Raw genomic sequence first — 17,414 nt, 5'->3', positions numbered from 1 at the left:
CCGGAGGACGAGTCCCTGACTATGGCGAACGACACGCTAGGGCCCGCCAAGGTGTCGCCACGTGCAAGCGGCTCGACGGGCGCCCAGCCTGCAAAATATGCCCTGGATTCCGCGGACGGTTCATCAGGGACGCCGGCCCGTCTCGTTGTCGACTTCGGAAATTCCAGCATCGTCAAAGGCTTGGCGAAGAAGTTGAAGCGAGAAGTTCGAAGCTGGGGCGACCTCATCTCGCATCACGACGCGCTAACAATCGTCTCTCGTACTTTCGGGCACGACGGCTACGAGGAGCTATATTCCCGCATCGGCCTGGCAGACATGTCTCAGCCAGATGGTCTCGTTGAGCGGGACGTGGCGGAGAAACGTTACCGGCAGTATGCGACCGTACTCGCCGAAAATGACTTTTCCATCGACGAAGCCGAGCACTTGCTGAAGGTAGTGACGTTCGGATCTTGGTGGGATTTCTCGGGTGAACGAAGCCCGCTCAAGATACATGGGGCGCGCATCAGGGTTGCAAATACGAAAATAGAATTCCTTGATCTTGTGACGGTCGAGAGTCTCTTCGGCATCTTCAAAAGGGCGATACATGCGCAAGGACTCGTCATCGAGGAAGGCCGGCGGCACCTCTTCGCAAAAATGTTCGGACACGCCACCTTCAAAGAGCTCTGCGCGGCCGCAGGGCACGGGAATCCTTCAGTTCCGGACTTCTATCTTGCTCCCGAATCCTTGGACGAGCGTGTGCGTGGGTATCTCGAGGTCTTGTCGGACGCAGGCGTCGGTGAACGCGTAGGATTGGCAGTTATACGGGAAGGTTTCGGAGGGTGGCTCGGCATCGATGACAACGAATGGGAATCCTTGAGGTAGCCACGACATGCCGATCAGGTTCAGCTCGGACGCCGGCCGCGCTGGCGTCCGCGGCGCTACGACTCCAGCGGACAGTTTGGAAATTTCGATCAAGTCCAGCATGGACTGAAGCAGTGAGTCCTAGGACGCCGTTTCAGGGCGCCGACGACTTCAGGTAACCAACACACATAGGTGACACAAATGGAAGCTGCGAAAGAACGTTTCGCGGGCGCGAATTCGCTCGCACTTACTGTAGAGGAATTCGAACGAGGGTATCCGAATCTGGCCGAGGCAGTGACGGGATACACATCGTTCCTCAAATCAAAAAACAAACGGGCGAAGTATGCGTTAGCCCCCAGGTTGCTGCTCGGGATGATCGAAGATGACGGCCGCTACGACATGCTCCGTCTCTTTCTTAAGTCGCCGGACGCGTGGTCGGCGAAGAGGAAAGAATTCGAAGACGTCCTACAGCAGGCACTGAAGGCTAATTACGAGCGTTTGCTGGCGTCCGAGCTCTATTCCGAAGCTATCGCTCTGGAGCATGGCAGGAACGCGGTTGCCCTGTTCCGGTGGCTGGGTCTGAACACATCGATCTATCCGGAACTACCGAAGTTCCTACCTCTCAAACCAAAAAACCCAAAGGGGCCGCGGAAAGCCGTGGACGTCGAGCCACCGTTCCCACCGATGAGCGTCGACGAGATCGCATCGATACTTGGTGATCAGTTCCGCGATGATTTTCGCGCTTTCGAGGCAACGGAACTGAGGGGCACAACGAAAATCGTCGGATTTCGCTACCTGATGTCATACATCAGGTTGAATCCTACCAGCTATTCGGACGCCTTGCTTTGTGCGCTTTCCGGAGGCGGCAAGGAACGGTGCGATGCTCCAGCGATCAAGTCCGTTATCGACGAGTGCGAGACGGCTATGAAAAGTTCAGGAGCCTTCGCCGCAGTCACTGTTGCGGGATTGATGCGCAATTGCTCTCACCTCCTGGAACATTTGTCGGAACTCCCCAACCGGAGCTATCCGCATTTCTCGCGGCGCTATAAGAAGTTCACCCACGTTCCCGCAGCCAGCGCGTCTGTGACGGATCTCGGTTTCCCTGAAACCGCAAACCTCACTGGAGCGGCGAGACTCCGCGTCTCGATGAAGGTCATCAGCGACGCCGCAATGGACGTCCTTCAGAAGCATGTGTCGTTCTTCAAAGCTGCCGAACCGCTGCGCTTGGGGATCGCTACCGGCATTCCCGAAGATGTGCGGGCGGCTTGCAGGGCGATCTCGACCGTCGTGAGAGCGGAAATTCTCAGTTTCGAGCGAACCGGGAAGTCCCGGTTTTCGAGGTACGGTGACCACTCGAATTCCATAGCCGTAAACGCGTCTTTGGAGTTGATGGCAGAGCCGGAGACATGGCGAAGGGCCGGCCTCGGCGAACTCGTTCCTGACGTCGTGTCGCTCGAGTTCCAGCAAATCGTCACTCTCGTGCATTGCTGCATCGGCGCTACTAATCCCCCGCTCATGGCAGCTAAGATAGTGTTCTGCTGTGACACCGGTTGGAACCGCCAACCGATCGAGGACATTCTGCCTGAGGTGTATCAGTTTCGTCTGATGGACGAGGTTGGCATAGCGTGCGCTTCCTTCGTGGAAGTGTTCAAGAATCGCGCTGGACACTTGGTTCAAACCCTGTTGGAGCATTCCGAACTCAGCGGGATAAGAGCGGCTGATGCTGTCGCTGCTTGGGAGGAAGCTGAACGGGCAGAGAGCTGGGGGGATTGCGATCAGCGTTCGATGGTCGGGTACACGAGCCCCGCCTATGTAGCCCTGGAGCTGATACGTCCATTGGTGGAGCCTCTTGATGGCTATACCAAGAACCGCCGCGTTCATGAGCGGTTCTTCAAAAGCATTTCTTTGGCCGGCGGCGTCTCGCTCAACACGCGCGATATAGCGACGACATTTGCAAGCGGGCCGCTCGCAACCCCAGGCCTGACGTTCAAACTGATCCGTAAGTCCTACCTTCAGATGATGTTCAGAGTGGTGGACACGGTCGAATCCTTGCGAACGGACGCCAATCACGCCGGCACCGGCGGGCTTCTTCCCGTCTACCTGAACTCACCCGACATTATACGCGAACTCGAGCAAAGCACACGGTTCTTCCAGAATGCCATCCAGTCTCTGATCGTGGCCGAAGTCGGCAAACCGCTTGAGTTCCTGATGGCACCTGAAGAACACACCTGGTTCTACAACCTCGCGCGCGTGTCAGGGGTGGCGAGCGCTGTCGGCTACGGTGTTTCCACGCCTGTCGCTGGACCACCTGCCTTCCGCTTCACGCCATCGGACGAGCAACTCCGGTCACTTGTTGCGATCAGCAAGTCGCTGGATTTCGAGGAAAAGACTGCTGACCCGCGCCGCTGGTCGCTCATAGGCGTACCCCTGAGGGGATTCACAAAGGCTATTTTCGCGAAGCTGAAATCCGCAGGAATGAGCCGTCTCCTTAATCGCATCACCGAAAAGTTCGACGACGATCTGCGTCAAGGATTCGTCGCTCTCACCCCCCTCAATCTCTCAGGAGCAATCAAATGATGAAGCTTTCGACATACAAGGCGCGTCTGGGCGCCAGATCCATCCCGGCAGCCGTCGTCGCCACTCGCCCATCCACTCCTATTGGTAAGCGACCGACTACGGGATGGTCGCGCGGAAAGAACCGTGACCTGGCGCACAACTGCTGGATTATCGCCACCGCGGACCCTGCCAAGAAGCGGAAAGAGGTCGAGCATCTCGTTTCGTTCGACGCGGCCGTTGATTTTCCGGGTGTCCTTCTCTCGCACAACTCGCTGAATGCTGACCGCTTGACCAAAAAGATCCTTGTATTGACGTCTCTGTCCATCGGCGTGCGGGGAAACGGGGGACTGGACGCGACCTATGTCGCGCAGATGGCCCGGAAATTCGACTGGGCGCTGCGTTATCGCATCGCGGAAGGCTATAAGTCATTCGCAGATCTCCCCGAGGACTTCGCTTCGGACTTTTCCAAGCGTCTCACAAAAGGGGGAATCTTGGCGCTCGTCCCCATCGAGGAAAGGCTCGACCTGGTGCTGGGTGCACGCACAAGCTCGGACGCTTTGGTCATCAACCACAGCTTCGCCTCGCAGCTCGGCGTCACCGTCGCAGCTATTGCACGGTCACCGTCGTTCCAGTTAGCGCTGCTGGATGCTGACCCTTCGGCCGGCCTGGATGCCGGCGCTTTGGACGAGGACGAGAACGACAACGTTCGCGGTGATGATCCGACTTCGAAGATGCAGGGCACGCAAAACATTCTGTCAGATACGAACGGCAGGCGCAATCTGCACAGTTACCTCGAAATCCTCGAATACCTCTTCAGGCTCTCGGAGCGTGACCTAGAACATGATCGGATGGAGCAGAACCCGTTTGAGTCGATGTCTTTGGACGCGATCCTGAACCGCGATCGCAAGGAGGGCGGTAGGACCGATACGCTTCTTCCAGAGGACATGATGAGGGCTATGACCGCGGCAGCGAGGTACGTAGCAAGCTACTCCAAGTACATTCTGGCTACGTTTCACGACTCTCGTCATCGGGACTCGCTCGGAACTCCAGCTAACGAGATGAGGAGTGCCAGCAAGCTTATGCCCAAGGGCGGGTTTATCATCTGGCCGATCTGGAACATGGGCGCAGCCAGGCGAGAACCACTGCCCCCTAAAACGATCCTCCTAGACGAGGCCGTTCGGCATCTATTCGCAGCTTGCGCCATTCTAATCGCCGGTTTTGCGGCGCGCCGGGACATTGGTGTTCGAAGCGCCCACTTCGGCTGCCTCACCGAGGGCGAAAACGGCCTCATGACGATGAAAATATATATCGGCAAAACGGACCAAGACCGCGTAGATATCCCGGTACCATCGATCCTCAAGACCGTCGTAACCACACTCGAAGAGCTTTCTGCCGACACCCGCCAGGCGACTGGAAAAGAATGGCTGTTCGAGGTCGCATTCGATCCCAAGAAGCCCGAGCGGCTGAATTCGTCGCGATTCCATCAGACCATTGATCAGTTCATGGAATTCATGGGGGTGGCCCCGCCTGAGGGCCGTGACCGGTGGGATCTCAGCATTCATATGCTACGGCGCGGGTACGGGATTTGGTACTACTATGGATTGACTGGCGGCCATCCCGACGCGCTTTCGCTCATGTATCGGCATAACGACCCAAACATGACACGGATCTACTTCACCATGATCTTGCCGGGTGAAATCAACCGGTTGAAGACTGAGCTCGAGGTGCGCTTGCGAAGTTCCGTCTCAAACAGGACTGAGGAAGACCAAGCCTGGGTCGATAGCGCCTATAAGCGGCTATCTTACCTTAAAGAGCATCAGAAGGCTTTCGACGAGCCGCGCTGCGAGATGTTCGTAAAAAAAATGCTGGGACTGTGGCGAGGAACGGAGAGCGTTATCGGGGCAGGGGGCAAGGCTCTGTTCAGTGATGTACAGGCGATAGCCGAACGCGCGATGGGAACCGTCCGGATCGGTTCGAGAGCCAACGACCCGAGCGCGCTCGAGACCCCTTTGCTAGAGCGGTTGATCCAGTACGCAAAGAGCCACTTTCTGGAGCCGGTGATCGGCACGAATATGTGGTGCGCTGCCGATCCACACGACGAGGAACACCGGGCCGATGCCGAGTGCCTGAAGCTGAAGGCGAAGGGCAAGGCGCCTTGGAAGAAGGACGGCATACCTGAAGCACTTATGCCTGACTACGACTTCGCCTGCAATCGGGTTTGCATCGGTTGCCGTTTCGGTGCTGCTTTCCAGGAAGGCCAACTTGCACTGCGCAGCGAGGTAAATCAGCGTCGTCACGCTGTAACTCATGCAGCAACCACGGCTCTTGAGCACGACGGAGCGGACCTGCTCGCAGAACTGGAGGCCGATATCGCTGCCGCGGGCCCTGCACAACGGGGAGGCGGGCTGTGAGCGACGACGAAATCTGGGACCGCGAAATGACGATGGACGAGTTCAAGAGGCTCGACCCTGCTCTGCAGAAAAAGCGCATCGACACGTCGCTCCGTCGAAAAGTCACCGAGGTGCATCGGTGGTCGCGCAGTGGCGTTCCGACCGGGATCGACTGGCGCAAGAAAGGAGGGAGCCGAAGCAAGCTTCGCCAATGGCACGACGCGAAGAAGAAGCTGTGGAGTTGGAGTGACGACGCTCCTGATAACCCCAGGAGCATCCGCAACAAGGCGGTGATGGCCAAGTGGATTGAGGCCCGCAAGCTCCTCGCAGCCGGAAGAACGGCCAAGCCTGCGGAAGAGAAGGACATGTGGAAGGACAGGGCTTTGGCGCTCGAACTTCAGAACACCAATCTTATTGCGGTGAAGGCTTCTCTTGAAGACAGACTTCGCCGCGCTGAAGCCAGGATCGATGCCAGCAAGAAAAGGAGGGCAAGCTCGTGAGCAACGTTTGCCGCAATTTGTTCGCGGGACAAACCGCAAAGGGCCCCGAGTGGTCGAAGGGCGATCTCGGCAATCCTTCGGATAACAGTCTCGGAACGTACGATGCCTGGACCATTGTTCCGATACTTCTCTTTCAAGGCGAGGCCACAACTGGACGACGTGCGGACCCGCTCCGGACGGGGCGAGGCCATGTCGAAGCCAGGGTTCAGACCGACGTGCAGAGGAAGACGGATCCATGATCTACATCCCGAACGACTTTATCATGGATCGAACGCCAGCAGGCTTCACGTGGCGGGACGATGACATGTCGGGAATCCCCCGTATACGATATATGGATGGCTCGATCTTTGAGCCGTTCCTCCGGTATTTCGCTTATGGTTGGCTAAACAAGCTTTTCAAGGCGAAGTCCTCGATGGGACCGGACGCGTATTCCCTGCGAGAATGGCTCTGCCATACTACGAATCTCGGCCTCGATTGGGTTTCGGCCGGTACCGACGACGTAATGAGGTCGTTTCGTAGTACATTTGCTGAGAGGGTAGAAGAAGGCGAACTGGCAGCGGCTCAGGTCGAACTTAAGCTCGATCACATTTTCAGCTTCTATCAGCGAATCAGGAAAGCAATGCCCTTCAATGGCGAGGAGCCGATGCTCCAGTTCGTGGGGCATCCTGATAGCCTCGCTCCGATAACAACCCGTCGCGTTGGTGGACATGCCCGTTGGAGCGGCTGGAACAAGATCGATCGGAAAGCCCCCAATCGTCCGACGCCGGACGAGGACCAGGTCGAACGAATCCTTGAACATCTCAGGGCGGCGGCAATGGAGCCCCTGGACGGAACTTGGAAGCAGGCGCTCCAAGTCTACGCAGCGGAAAGAAACTGGCTCGTGGCGTGCTGCGAAGCCCGCGCCGGACTTCGCGCCAAAGAGACGGCAAGTCTCTCACTGCAAAAAATCGCGGATGCGTTGGCGAACTTGAAGATTGTCAACATTTCGACCGGTAGGTGGCGGTCGAGCCTTCAGTCAAACCCTCTGAATGATGCGGTCGACGACCCGCAACTCCAATCAGAGATTCGTACAGGGCTAGAGAGGCACGCCGCCCGCGGCTACACGACGATCAACGTGGCCGTCCGGACAAAAGCGAAGCCCGAAAGATCCGTCGAGTTTCCGATCGACCTCTTAATAGATCTTCTCGAAATTGGGGTATGGAGGGTCCGCAAGGCATTGTTCGAGCGCTGGACGGCAGACGGCAAGATTGACCTGGACCACGATGCGGTCTTCCTCTCTTCCACGAGAGATGGGGCTCGGCTCTCCACAAAAAGTATCGCCGACATCGTCAAAGATGCGTTCAATGGTCTCGACATTGCGGGTAGCGGCCACAGGCTTCGCGCGTATTATTTTACTGAGATGGCTTGGCTTCTGTGGACGCAGGAGCTTGCGACGGCAGGCTACCGAAGCGATGTCGCGATCACTAACACCGTACTCAACCGCCTGGCGGATCTAGCCGGGCACAAAAGTCCAGGAACGATGGAGCGATACTATCTCGACAGGGCGAAGCTTCGGCAAAAACTCAAACGAAACAAGCCGACGCTCGACGCCCGCAAAGACATGATGCACGCGCTCATCGGCGTGAGTTGGAATTTACGCGAGGACACGTGTCGGCGTCTCCAACGGGTCATATACGCATTCGATGACTGTGAAGATTCACGGTTCTTCACAGTCATCGACGCGGCGATCGACAAGTACGTCGATCTAAAGGCAAGACCGCAACCTGAACGATCGTCCCACCTCCGATTGATCACCAGCGGGGAAGATCCTTAAGGGGGGTCAAAATCGGAGGTATTGATTCCGGTATAAGCCTCTGATATGAATGGGCTATCCGTAAAATGTCAGAGGCTGTTACGCCAAAAACATGCCGTTTCTCAGTGGGGCCATGATTTCCGGCCCGAATATCGCGAACTCGGAAAGCTCGGCGAGCTTTATCCCGGCGTTCCCCGCATCGCGCTGACGGCAACGGCCGATCCGCATACGCGTGACGATATCGCGGCGCGCCTGGGCCTCAATGGCGCGAAGATCTTCACCACCAGCTTCGACCGGCCGAATATCAGCTACGAAATCGTCGAGCGCGACCAGCCGCGCCAGCAGCTTCTGCGGTTTCTGGCTGGCCACAAGGGCAATAGCGGCATCGTCTACTGCCTGTCGCGCGCCAAGGTCGAGGATACGGCCGAGTGGCTGAACGGCCAGGGTATCCGGGCGCTCGCCTATCACGCCGGCATGGATCGCGCGGTGCGCGACGCCAACCAGGATGCCTTCCTGAAGGAAGAGGATCTCTGCCTCGTCGCGACAGTCGCCTTCGGCATGGGGATCGACAAGCCGAACGTGCGCTATGTCGCGCATCTCGACCTGCCGGGGTCTGTCGAAGCCTACTACCAGGAGACCGGCCGTGCCGGGCGCGACGGTCTTCCGTCCGACGTGTGGATGGCCTACGGCATGGCTGACGTGATCCAGCGCGGGCGGATGATCGACGAAGGCGGTGCCGCCGACGAGATCAAGCGCGTGGAACGCTCCAAGCTTAACGCGCTGCTTGCCATCTGCGAGACGGCATCGTGCCGGCGGCAGGCGATCCTGTCGCATTTCGGCGAGAGCCACGCCGGCAATTGCGGCGGCTGCGACACCTGCCTGAAGCCGGTCGAGACCTGGGATGGGACGGATGCGGCGATCAAGGCGCTGGCGGCGATATATCGCACGGGCGAGCGCTTCGGCACGGGCCATGTCGTCGATGTCCTGATCGGCAATGTCAACGAAAAGACCGAGCGCTTCGGCCACACCGAAATGCCGGTTTTCGGCGCCGGCAAGGATATCGCCACGCGCACCTGGCAATCCGTGTTCCGCCAGCTCTTGGCGATGGGCCTCGTGCGCGTCGACCACGGCGCTTTCGGCGCGCTGAAGCTGGAGGAGGGCGCGCGCGCCGTCTTCAAGCGCGAGCGCGAGGTATTCTTCCGCAAGGACCGCCCGGCCTCCGAACGGCGGCCGAAGAGGGCGGCGCAAGCCGAGCGGCGCTCGGTTCTCTCAGGCTCCGACGATGCGCTGTTCGAGGCGCTGCGCGCCGAGCGCACCGCGATCGCCCGCTCGCTGAGCGTCCCACCCTATGTCGTCTTCCCCGACACGACGCTGATCGCCTTTGCCACCGAACGGCCACGCACGCACAAGGAACTGCTCGGCATTTCCGGCGTCGGGCAGTCGAAGCTGGAGCGATATGGGGATGCGTTTCTGGAGGTGATTTTGGGGTTTGATGGGTGATCTGGTGACGGACTGGCTTTGGTCTCGCCAAGACAAACGGATGCCGATGTGCTAGTGCGATTGCATCGGGAAGTCTCAAAGAAGGGCCACCAATGACCTCGCAGTTCCTCTCCCATTTGCGCACCGAGCTTGCCGGCCTGAAGGAGGCCGGGCTTTACAAGGCGGAGCGTGTCATCACCTCGAAACAGGCGGGCGAGATCGCGATTTCATCCGGCGAGCGGGTGCTGAATTTCTGCGCCAACAATTATCTCGGCCTTGCCGACAACGCGGAGCTGGCGGAGGCCGGCAAGAAAGCGCTTGATCGCTATGGTTATGGCATGGCGTCGGTGCGTTTCATCTGCGGGACGCAGGAAGAGCACAAGGAGCTCGAGGCCAGGATTTCGTCGTTTCTCGGGATGGAGGACACGATCCTTTATTCCTCCTGCTTCGATGCCAATGGCGGCTTGTTCGAGACGCTGCTCGGCGAAGAGGACGCGATCATCTCGGATGCGCTGAACCATGCCTCGATCATCGACGGCGTACGTCTCTCCAAGGCCAAGCGTTTCCGCTACGCCAATAACGACATGGCGGCGCTCGAGGAGGAGTTGAAGAAGGCCGAGGGTAGCCGGTTCAAGCTGATCGCCACCGATGGCGTGTTTTCGATGGATGGGATCATCGCCAATCTCCAGGGTGTCTGCGATCTTGCCGAAAAGTATGGCGCGATGGTCATGGTCGATGACAGCCATGCTGTCGGGTTCGTCGGCAAGCATGGGCGCGGTTCGGCGGAGCATTGCGGCGTCGAGGGGCGGGTCGATATCATCACCGGTACGCTCGGCAAGGCGCTGGGCGGCGCCTCGGGCGGCTATACGTCGGCGAAGGCGGAGGTGGTGGAATGGCTGCGGCAGCGGTCGCGGCCCTATCTGTTTTCCAATACGCTGGCGCCTGTCATCGCGGCTGCGTCGTTGAAGGTGTTCGACCTGATCGATCATGGTGATGCGCTACGGGCGCGGTTGTCGGCCAATGCGGATCTGTTTCGTTCGGAGATGACGAAGCTCGGCTTCACGCTTGCCGGCGAGGGGCATCCGATCATTCCTGTCATGCTGGGGGATGCGAAGCTGGCGCAGGATATGGCGGCGCTGATGTTGAAGAAAGGCGTTTACGTCATCGGCTTCTCCTTCCCCGTGGTTCCCAAGGGGCAGGCGCGTATTCGCACGCAGATGTCGGCGGCGCATTCGGTCGAGGATGTCGAGCGGGCGATTGAGGCATTTGCCGAGGCTGGGCGGGAGTTGGGTGTCATTTGAGGCTGCGGGTGCTCCTCTTCTCCCCGTCGGGGAGAAGATGTCCGCAGGACAGATGAGGGGGCGAGCGGAGCGAGGCCCTGAGCGAAGGCGAAGGGCGAGAAACTGGTTAAGGTGTGCCGTGTGGCTCCCCTCATCCGCCCTTACGGGCACCTTCTCTCCAGTGGGAAGAAGGGGGAACGCGGCAATTGGGAGGAATTGAATGTCGAACATGATGAAGGCGCTGGTGAAGTCGAAGGCCGAGGTTGGGCTGTGGATGGAGCAGGTGCCGGTGCCCGAGGTCGGGCCGAACGATGTGCTGATCAAGGTCAAGAAGTCGGCGATCTGCGGCACCGATGTGCATATCTGGAATTGGGACCAGTGGGCGCAGAAGACCATTCCGGTGCCGATGGTCGTCGGGCATGAGTTCTGCGGCGTGATCGCCGAGGTGGGCTCGGCGGTCACCAAGTATCATGTCGGCGAGCGGGTGTCGGGCGAGGGGCATATTGTCTGCGGCAAGTGCCGCAACTGCCGCGCCGGGCGCGGGCATCTCTGCCGCAATACGCTGGGCGTCGGCGTCAATCGTCCGGGCTCCTTCGGAGAGTTCGTCTGCATCCCGGAAGCCAATGTCGTGCCGATCCCCGATGATATTCCCGACGAGATCGCGGCGATCTTTGATCCGTTCGGCAATGCGGTGCATACGGCGCTCTCCTTTGATCTCGTCGGGGAGGACGTGCTGGTCACCGGTGCCGGTCCGATCGGCATCATGGGGGCGCTGGTCGCCAAGCGGTCGGGGGCGCGCAAGGTGGTGATCACCGATATCAACCCGCACCGGCTCGATCTCGCCCGCAAGCTCGGCATCGATCATGTCGTCGATGCGTCGAAACAGAACCTCTCCGACGTGATGACCTCGATCGGCATGACCGAGGGCTTCGATGTCGGGCTGGAGATGTCGGGGGCCGCACCTGCATTTCGCGACATGATCGACAAGATGAACAATGGCGGCAAGATCGCCATTCTCGGCATTGCGCCCGCCGGTTTCGAGATCGACTGGAACAAGGTGATCTTCAAGATGCTCAATCTGAAGGGCATCTACGGCCGCGAGATGTTCGAGACCTGGTACAAGATGATAGCCTTCGTGCAGGGCGGGCTGGACCTTGCGCCTGTGATTACCCACCGCATCGGCATCGACGATTTCCGCGAGGGCTTCGAGGCGATGCGGTCGGGCAACTCCGGCAAGGTGGTGATGGACTGGTAATGGGAGGAGAACGACATGAACTATGAAGGAAGCTGCCACTGCGGCCAGATCGCTTTCGATGTCGAGGGCGATTTTAAGTCGGCGATCGATTGCAACTGTTCGCTCTGCCGGCGCCGCGGTGGGTTGCTCGCTTTCGTGCCGCGCGACCAGTTCAGCCTGAAGACGCCGCGCGAGGCATTGTCGACCTACACATTCAACACCCATGTGATCCAGCATCATTTCTGCAGCAATTGCGGCGTCGGGCCTTTCAGCGAGGGCAAGATGCCTGACGGGACGGAGATGGCCTGCATCAATCTGCGTTGCGTGCCCGCCGTCGATCTCGCGACAATCGAAATTCAGCCTTGGGACGGCAAGTCGCATTAGTCTGTGGGTTGGCTGGAGCCTCGGCGTGACCGCAGGTCGCGGCGGGGCGGTGTGCGGGATATGTGCGACAACTGGTCGTTTCAGAAGAATGCGGCACGCTCTTGTCTTCCCGTGGTGACATCCTATCTATGCTTGGCAACCGCTTTGGCGGCTTGTGGCCTGTGGATAAGGCCTTTTCCAAGTTTTCTCGCGCTTTTTTGCTGGAAAAGCTTGACGAGAACTAAAATTGTGGGAATCACCGTTCGACTTGAATAGCGGTGAACTGGGTCAAGGGCAGATCGCACAACCATGGCCGGACATTTGGTGACATATGAACTCTGTCGTCCGGCGCCGGCAATCGTGGTTAATCAGGCATTAAATGTCATCCCGTTATTTGGGATCAGGTGATTCGAGACGGCCGTTTGCGGCGCGCCGGCTTTGATAGGGCCGTTTTACCGCAGCGAGTTTGAATAGCGTCAGGAAGGCGACGATATACATGGCAACGAAGGTCAAAGAGAACGAAGAAGCGGAAGTCGAACGCGACGGCGGTACCGACGGCCCTCTTCTCGATCTTTCCGATGACGCGGTCAAGAAAATGATCAAGGCCGCCAAGAAGCGCGGCTATGTGACGATGGACGAGCTCAATGCCGTTCTCCCGTCCGAGGAAGTGACATCCGAACAGATCGAAGACACGATGTCGATGCTGTCGGATATGGGCATCAACGTCATCGAAGATGAAGAAGCCGAAGAAGCCGGCGGCAACGACGGCGGCGACGACGATTCCAGCTCCGACGACGAAAGCGAAGGCGGCGAGCTTGCTCCCTCCGGCGGTACCGCACTTGCGACCGCCAAGAAGAAAGAGCCGACCGACCGCACCGACGACCCCGTGCGCATGTATCTGCGCGAAATGGGTTCGGTGGAGCTTCTGTCGCGCGAAGGCGAAATCGCCATTGCAAAGCGCATCGAGGCCGGCCGCGAAACGATGATCGGTGGTCTCTGTGAGAGCCCGCTGACGTTCCAGGCGATCATCATCTGGCGCGACGAACTCAACGAAGGCACGACGCTGCTGCGCGAGATCATCGATCTCGAAACGACCTATTCCGGTCCCGAGGCGAAGGCTGCTCCGCAGTTCCAGAGCCCCGAGAAGATCGAGGCCGACCGCAAGGCTGCCGAAGAGAAGGAAAAGACCCGCCGCACCCGTTCGGGCGACGACGACATCACCAATGTCGGCGGCGAGGGCCTGCCTCCGGAAGAGGAAGAAGAAGACGAGGACGAATCCAACCTGTCGCTGGCCGCCATGGAAGCGGAACTGCGCCCACAGGTCATGGAAACGCTCGACATCATCGCCGAGACCTACAAGAAGCTGCGCAAGCTGCAGGACCAGCAGGTCGAACAGCGTCTCGCCGCAACCGGCACGCTGTCTTCCGCTCAGGAGCGCCGCTACAAGGAGCTCAAGGATGAGCTCATCAAGGCCGTGAAGTCTCTGTCGCTGAACCAGAACCGCGTCGACGCCCTCGTCGAGCAGCTCTACGACATCTCCAAGCGACTGATGCAGAACGAAGGCCGCCTGCTGCGTCTGGCCGAATCCTACGGCGTCAAGCGCGACTCGTTCCTGGAACAGTACCAGGGCGCCGAGCTCGATCCGAACTGGATGAAGTCGATCGCCAATCTGGCCGCGCGCGGTTGGAAGGAATTCGCCAAGGGCGAAAACACCACGATCCGCGACATCCGCCAGGAGATCCAGAACCTTGCAACGGAAACCGGCATCTCGATCGCCGAATTCCGCCGCATTGTGTCCATGGTGCAGAAGGGCGAGCGCGAAGCGCGTATCGCCAAGAAGGAAATGGTCGAAGCGAACCTTCGCCTCGTCATCTCCATCGCCAAGAAGTACACGAACCGCGGCCTGCAGTTCCTCGACCTCATTCAGGAAGGCAACATCGGCCTGATGAAGGCGGTCGATAAGTTCGAATACCGCCGTGGTTACAAGTTCTCGACCTATGCGACGTGGTGGATTCGTCAGGCGATCACCCGTTCGATCGCCGACCAGGCCCGCACGATCCGTATTCCGGTGCATATGATCGAAACGATCAACAAGATCGTTCGTACCTCGCGCCAGATGCTGCACGAAATCGGCCGCGAGCCGACGCCGGAAGAGCTGGCCGAGAAGCTCGCCATGCCGCTCGAAAAGGTCCGCAAGGTCCTGAAGATCGCCAAGGAGCCGATTTCGCTCGAAACGCCTGTCGGTGACGAAGAAGATTCGCACCTCGGCGATTTCATCGAGGACAAGAATGCGCTTCTGCCGATCGATGCGGCCATCCAGGCGAACCTGCGCGAAACGACGACGCGTGTTCTGGCATCGCTCACGCCGCGCGAAGAGCGCGTGCTGCGCATGCGCTTCGGCATCGGCATGAACACCGACCATACGCTCGAAGAAGTCGGCCAGCAGTTCTCGGTTACCCGCGAACGTATCCGTCAGATCGAAGCGAAGGCGCTGCGCAAGCTGAAGCATCCGAGCCGCTCCAGGAAGCTCCGCTCGTTCCTCGACAGCTAAGTCGCGGAGATATGTCATTCGAAAAGCCGGGCCTTGTGTCCGGCTTTTCTCGTTTCCGACGGGGTTTGGCTGGGGATTACGTGCCCTGGCGTTCACGCCCTTGTCAGGTGTGCGTGTTTTTTGCCTTTAAGGCTTGATGATGCCTTCTTAAAAGGCCACATCGACAACTTGTCGTTCAGCATTGCGTGGGTATGGCCAAGGCAACGGAAAAGCAATTGGGGTTGTTCGGCTGGGGCGTCATCGCCTCGGTGCTGCTTCATATTGTCGTCGTTGCCGGCTTCCTGATCAAGCTGCCGCAGCCGACGCCGCCTCCTCAGGAGGAGACGGTCAATGTCGAGATGGTGCCGCCACCGGAAGAGAAAAAGCCCGAAGAGAAGAAGCCGGAAGAGCAGGCTGCACTGAAGGTGCCGGAAGAGCCGAAGCCCGAGGAGAAGAAACCCGAGCAGCCGGCTGCGGCCGAAAAGCCAGCCGACGAACAGAAGCCGGAAGAAAAGAAGGCCGAGCAGAAGCCACCGGAGCCAAAGCAGGAAGAGGCCAAGGCCGAACCACCACCGCCGCCACCAAAGCCGCCGGAGGAGAAGCCGCCGGAAGCGCCCAAACCGCCTGAAGAAAAGCCGCCCGAGCCGCCGCCACCTGAAAAACCTCCGGAAGAAAAGCCGCCCGAGGAGAAAAAGGCCGAGGAGCCACCGAAGCCAGATCCGGCCGAACAGGAAAAGGCCGACCAGCAGCCGAAGGGGCCCGACGGCAAGCCGCAGCCGATCCAGCCGTTGCGCCCCGTCTTCGAATTTGGCGACAAGGCGAGCGGCCCAAGGAAGGCCGAGGATGGCGATGCTTCCACCGAGGCAGGCAAGCCTGCGGGCGCGCCCGATTCGGAAAAGCCGACTGATGATCCCGCATCGGCCGGAAAGCCCAATGCCGACGACAAGCCGCCGGCCAAGCCGATGCCTGACGATATCAACCTGCCGCAGGTCGATGTCGCCGATGCGCATCAGGAAAACAACGGACCGGCCGCCGAGGCCACCGGTGTGGTGACCACCGAAATCACGCAGGCCGAGCCAAAGGAGATCGCCAAGGCGGATCCCGCCGCCAGTGCCGCTCCGGCGGCCGATCCGCTGACCAAGGTGAAGAAGCTTTATTCGCAGAACGATACGGGCGGCGACGTGGCGCGGACGGCGATCGACGGCATGCCGCGCGGCATGCGTGTTGCCGAGCTCTGCACGACGGAATTGCGCGAGCAGCTTAGGCACTCGCCGCAGGGGTTCCGGCCGGAGCTCTTGCCGTCCTACCGCCTGCAGCAGGGCAATGTACTGGAGATCAAACGCGGCGCCTTCCGTGCCAGTGCGCGCTGGTACGATATGAGCTTCCGCTGCGAGGTCGATACCGACGGAACCAAGGTGCTAAATTTCGCCTATGACGTGGGCGCCGCAATCCCGAAGTCGCAGTGGCGCAGCCGCGGGTTCCCCGATTTCTGATGGATGGCTGCGGGCGCCGTTGTGGCACCCGCAGGCCTGATCGAGAGCTACTTGCTGCTGCCCGCAATCAGTGACGGCAGTTCGGCGAAGAGGGCGTCGCGGGCGCGAACGCCTGCCGTGCCCTCGGTCTTCTTGTCATCCTGAATGAGGCGGGCGAAGACCACGGTCTGGTCACCCTTCGTTGCCCAGCCGACGAACCAGCCCCATGGGTGCTCTTCGTCGAATGTGTAGTCTGGCAGTCTCGGATAGGCCATGCCGGTCTTGCCCTGCACCGACCAGCCATCCGGCAGCTCGGTCTTCTCGACGACCTTCAACGTCATATCCGTCGCATGGGCGCTGACGGGAAGCTGCCGGTTCACCAGCTTGCGCAGGAAGGCCACCTGTTCCAGCGGCGATATCTTCAGCGACGAGGCGATCCATGCCCGGTCGAGGCCATTGTTCTTGCCCTTGTCGCCGGAGAAATCGGCATTGCCGTAGTTCAGCTTCGTCGCGTAGTCGTGCAGCGTCTTTTCGCCGAGCGCGTGGGTGATGCGCTGCGAGAACAGACGACCGAGTATTTCAGCCAGCGGACGGCATCCGTCGGCTTCTTCCAGTTCTCGCCGCCCCAGTCGGGATCGCCCTTGCGAAAGTTCAGGGCCGGGGTGTGCTCGTCCTTCAGGAAGCCGCTGTCATAGCCGATGATGCTGAGCGCCACCTTGAAGGTCGAGGCCGGCGTGACGCGGCCTTCGCAATCGCCCTCCTGGACAATCGTGCGGCCGGTCTTGGCGTCGGCCACGACAGTACAAATAGTCTTGGCTTGCGCGGTCGTGCTGATCGCGGCGATCGCTGCGGCGGCAAGGAGGGTGGAGCGGAGATGCATGGAATGGCCCTTTCCTGGTGGCTTTCACAGGATAGCTACCAGTCGTTTGACCCCGCGACAAAGGACCAATACTAGATGAAGCCATTAGAAAAATTGGG

At 59.5% G+C, this 17,414-nt stretch carries 12 protein-coding genes and 1 pseudogene; 11 read left to right on the top strand and 2 right to left on the bottom strand.

Annotation, left to right across the window (positions count from 1 at the left end; all coding sequences use genetic code 11):
- Positions 1-21 precede the first annotated feature (21 nt).
- From QTL96_RS04835 to QTL96_RS04785, 11 genes and pseudogenes are all read left to right on the top strand, one after another.
- Complete coding sequence (locus QTL96_RS04835; RefSeq protein ID WP_289726881.1) at positions 22-861, top strand: hypothetical protein; 840 nt, start codon at positions 22-24, stop codon at positions 859-861.
- A gap of 180 nt (positions 862-1,041) precedes the next feature.
- The gene (locus tag QTL96_RS04830) at positions 1,042-3,417 is read left to right on the top strand and encodes a hypothetical protein (RefSeq protein WP_289726880.1); all 2,376 of its coding nucleotides are present in this window, start codon (positions 1,042-1,044) and stop codon (positions 3,415-3,417) included.
- Complete coding sequence (locus tag QTL96_RS04825) at positions 3,414-5,807, top strand: hypothetical protein (RefSeq protein ID WP_289726879.1); 2,394 nt, start codon at positions 3,414-3,416, stop codon at positions 5,805-5,807. Before QTL96_RS04830 ends, QTL96_RS04825 begins: the two co-directional genes overlap by 4 nt.
- Complete coding sequence (locus tag QTL96_RS04820) at positions 5,804-6,286, top strand: hypothetical protein (RefSeq protein WP_289726878.1); 483 nt, start codon at positions 5,804-5,806, stop codon at positions 6,284-6,286. Before QTL96_RS04825 ends, QTL96_RS04820 begins: the two co-directional genes overlap by 4 nt.
- Before the next feature lie 235 nt (positions 6,287-6,521).
- The gene (locus QTL96_RS04815; protein ID WP_289726877.1) at positions 6,522-8,099 is read left to right on the top strand and encodes a hypothetical protein; all 1,578 of its coding nucleotides are present in this window, start codon (positions 6,522-6,524) and stop codon (positions 8,097-8,099) included.
- Between the two features lie 96 nt (positions 8,100-8,195).
- Positions 8,196-9,578 (top strand): annotated as a pseudogene (locus QTL96_RS04810) (RecQ family ATP-dependent DNA helicase); the annotation flags it as partial.
- Between the two features lie 92 nt (positions 9,579-9,670).
- Positions 9,671-10,858 (top strand): glycine C-acetyltransferase, encoded by a 1,188-nt coding sequence (locus tag QTL96_RS04805; RefSeq protein WP_289726876.1) that lies wholly within the window; start codon positions 9,671-9,673, stop codon positions 10,856-10,858.
- Between the two features lie 199 nt (positions 10,859-11,057).
- On the top strand, positions 11,058-12,092 hold the full coding sequence (gene tdh, locus QTL96_RS04800) for an L-threonine 3-dehydrogenase (protein ID WP_289726875.1): 1,035 nt from the start codon (positions 11,058-11,060) through the stop codon (positions 12,090-12,092).
- A gap of 15 nt (positions 12,093-12,107) precedes the next feature.
- Positions 12,108-12,455: a GFA family protein gene (locus tag QTL96_RS04795; protein ID WP_289726874.1), complete on the top strand. Its 348-nt coding sequence runs from the start codon at positions 12,108-12,110 to the stop codon at positions 12,453-12,455.
- A gap of 475 nt (positions 12,456-12,930) precedes the next feature.
- On the top strand, positions 12,931-14,985 hold the full coding sequence (gene rpoD / locus QTL96_RS04790; RefSeq protein WP_018897453.1) for an RNA polymerase sigma factor RpoD: 2,055 nt from the start codon (positions 12,931-12,933) through the stop codon (positions 14,983-14,985).
- Positions 14,986-15,176: 191 nt separating this feature from the next.
- Positions 15,177-16,457, top strand: a complete 1,281-nt coding sequence (locus QTL96_RS04785; protein ID WP_289726873.1) for a DUF930 domain-containing protein — start codon at positions 15,177-15,179, stop codon at positions 16,455-16,457.
- 47 nt (positions 16,458-16,504) lie between these two features.
- On the opposite strand, the gene QTL96_RS04780 is transcribed toward QTL96_RS04785, so the two are convergent.
- Positions 16,505-16,939 (bottom strand): penicillin-binding transpeptidase domain-containing protein, encoded by a 435-nt coding sequence (locus tag QTL96_RS04780; protein WP_289727172.1) that lies wholly within the window; start codon positions 16,937-16,939, stop codon positions 16,505-16,507.
- Entirely contained in the window at positions 16,936-17,316 is a 381-nt protein-coding gene (locus QTL96_RS04775) for a penicillin-binding transpeptidase domain-containing protein (RefSeq protein ID WP_289726872.1), read from the bottom strand. The genes QTL96_RS04780 and QTL96_RS04775 overlap by 4 nt, the downstream gene beginning before the upstream one ends.
- Between the last annotated feature and the right edge of the window lie 98 nt (positions 17,317-17,414).

The sequence above is a fragment of the Rhizobium sp. S163 genome (assembly GCF_030380805.1).
GTDB lineage: Bacteria > Pseudomonadota > Alphaproteobacteria > Rhizobiales > Rhizobiaceae > Rhizobium.
The sequence above is the reverse complement of the archived record's forward strand: the minus strand, read 5'-3'. Positions and strand labels throughout refer to the sequence as shown.

What these genes read in the sequence shown, in the direction of transcription:
- QTL96_RS04835 (WP_289726881.1), top strand. Translation starts at nt 22, where the DNA reads ATGGCGAACGACACGCTAGGGCCCGCCAAGGTGTCGCCACGTGCAAGC.
- QTL96_RS04830 (WP_289726880.1), top strand. Translation starts at nt 1,042, where the DNA reads ATGGAAGCTGCGAAAGAACGTTTCGCGGGCGCGAATTCGCTCGCACTT.
- QTL96_RS04825 (WP_289726879.1), top strand. Translation starts at nt 3,414, where the DNA reads ATGATGAAGCTTTCGACATACAAGGCGCGTCTGGGCGCCAGATCCATC.
- QTL96_RS04815 (WP_289726877.1), top strand. Translation starts at nt 6,522, where the DNA reads ATGATCTACATCCCGAACGACTTTATCATGGATCGAACGCCAGCAGGC.
- QTL96_RS04805 (WP_289726876.1), top strand. Translation starts at nt 9,671, where the DNA reads ATGACCTCGCAGTTCCTCTCCCATTTGCGCACCGAGCTTGCCGGCCTG.
- tdh (WP_289726875.1), top strand. Translation starts at nt 11,058, where the DNA reads ATGTCGAACATGATGAAGGCGCTGGTGAAGTCGAAGGCCGAGGTTGGG.
- QTL96_RS04795 (WP_289726874.1), top strand. Translation starts at nt 12,108, where the DNA reads ATGAACTATGAAGGAAGCTGCCACTGCGGCCAGATCGCTTTCGATGTC.
- rpoD (WP_018897453.1), top strand. Translation starts at nt 12,931, where the DNA reads ATGGCAACGAAGGTCAAAGAGAACGAAGAAGCGGAAGTCGAACGCGAC.
- QTL96_RS04785 (WP_289726873.1), top strand. Translation starts at nt 15,177, where the DNA reads ATGGCCAAGGCAACGGAAAAGCAATTGGGGTTGTTCGGCTGGGGCGTC.
- QTL96_RS04775 (WP_289726872.1), bottom strand. Translation starts at nt 17,316, where the DNA reads ATGCATCTCCGCTCCACCCTCCTTGCCGCCGCAGCGATCGCCGCGATC.